General features: G+C 56.5%; 1 protein-coding gene. It reads left to right on the top strand.

Going from position 1 to position 515, the window contains the following annotated elements; genetic code table 11:
* Positions 1–229 precede the first annotated feature (229 nt).
* The coding region (locus L810_RS43400) for a transposase (protein WP_042978489.1) at positions 230–515 on the top strand (286 nt) is incomplete at its 3' end.

The following is a 515-nucleotide window of genomic DNA, read 5'->3' on the forward strand; positions in this document are numbered from 1 at the left end:
ATAAATTGCTCCTTATTGATAAATCAGTTATTGTGATTTGGTTTCGGAATCAATCCCGGCCAATGATTGCTAAATCGAATTAGCGAATGAATTCTAGGTACCGTTTGTTACGGCAGCATGGCACTCATGGATTCCTTTGCTCTTAGCAGGCTGCTGAAAAACTGGCCGACGGAGACGGTCGAGCAACGGGTAGCAAGGACAATTTGAGCACCCGATCTGACTGAGAACGATGCGAGGCACCGACACCTTCACCGAGAGCCTGTTCACCATGCGCAAGCTGGAGGACTTCGTGCCGGCACGGCACCCGCTGCGCGAGATTCGCAAGACGGCCAATGCGGCGCTGGACAAGCTGGGGCCAACGCTGACGGGGATGTATGCAGCCGAGGTCAAGGGCGGACGGCCGAGCATCGCGCCGGAGAAGCTGCTGCGCGCCATGCTGCTGCAGGTGCTGTTCAGCGTGCGATCTGAGCGGCAGCTGATGGAGCAGGTGCACTACAACCTGCTGTTCCGCTGGT

It is taken from the genome of Burkholderia sp. AU4i (assembly GCF_000466765.1).
Classification (GTDB): Bacteria; Pseudomonadota; Gammaproteobacteria; order Burkholderiales; family Burkholderiaceae; genus Burkholderia; species Burkholderia cepacia.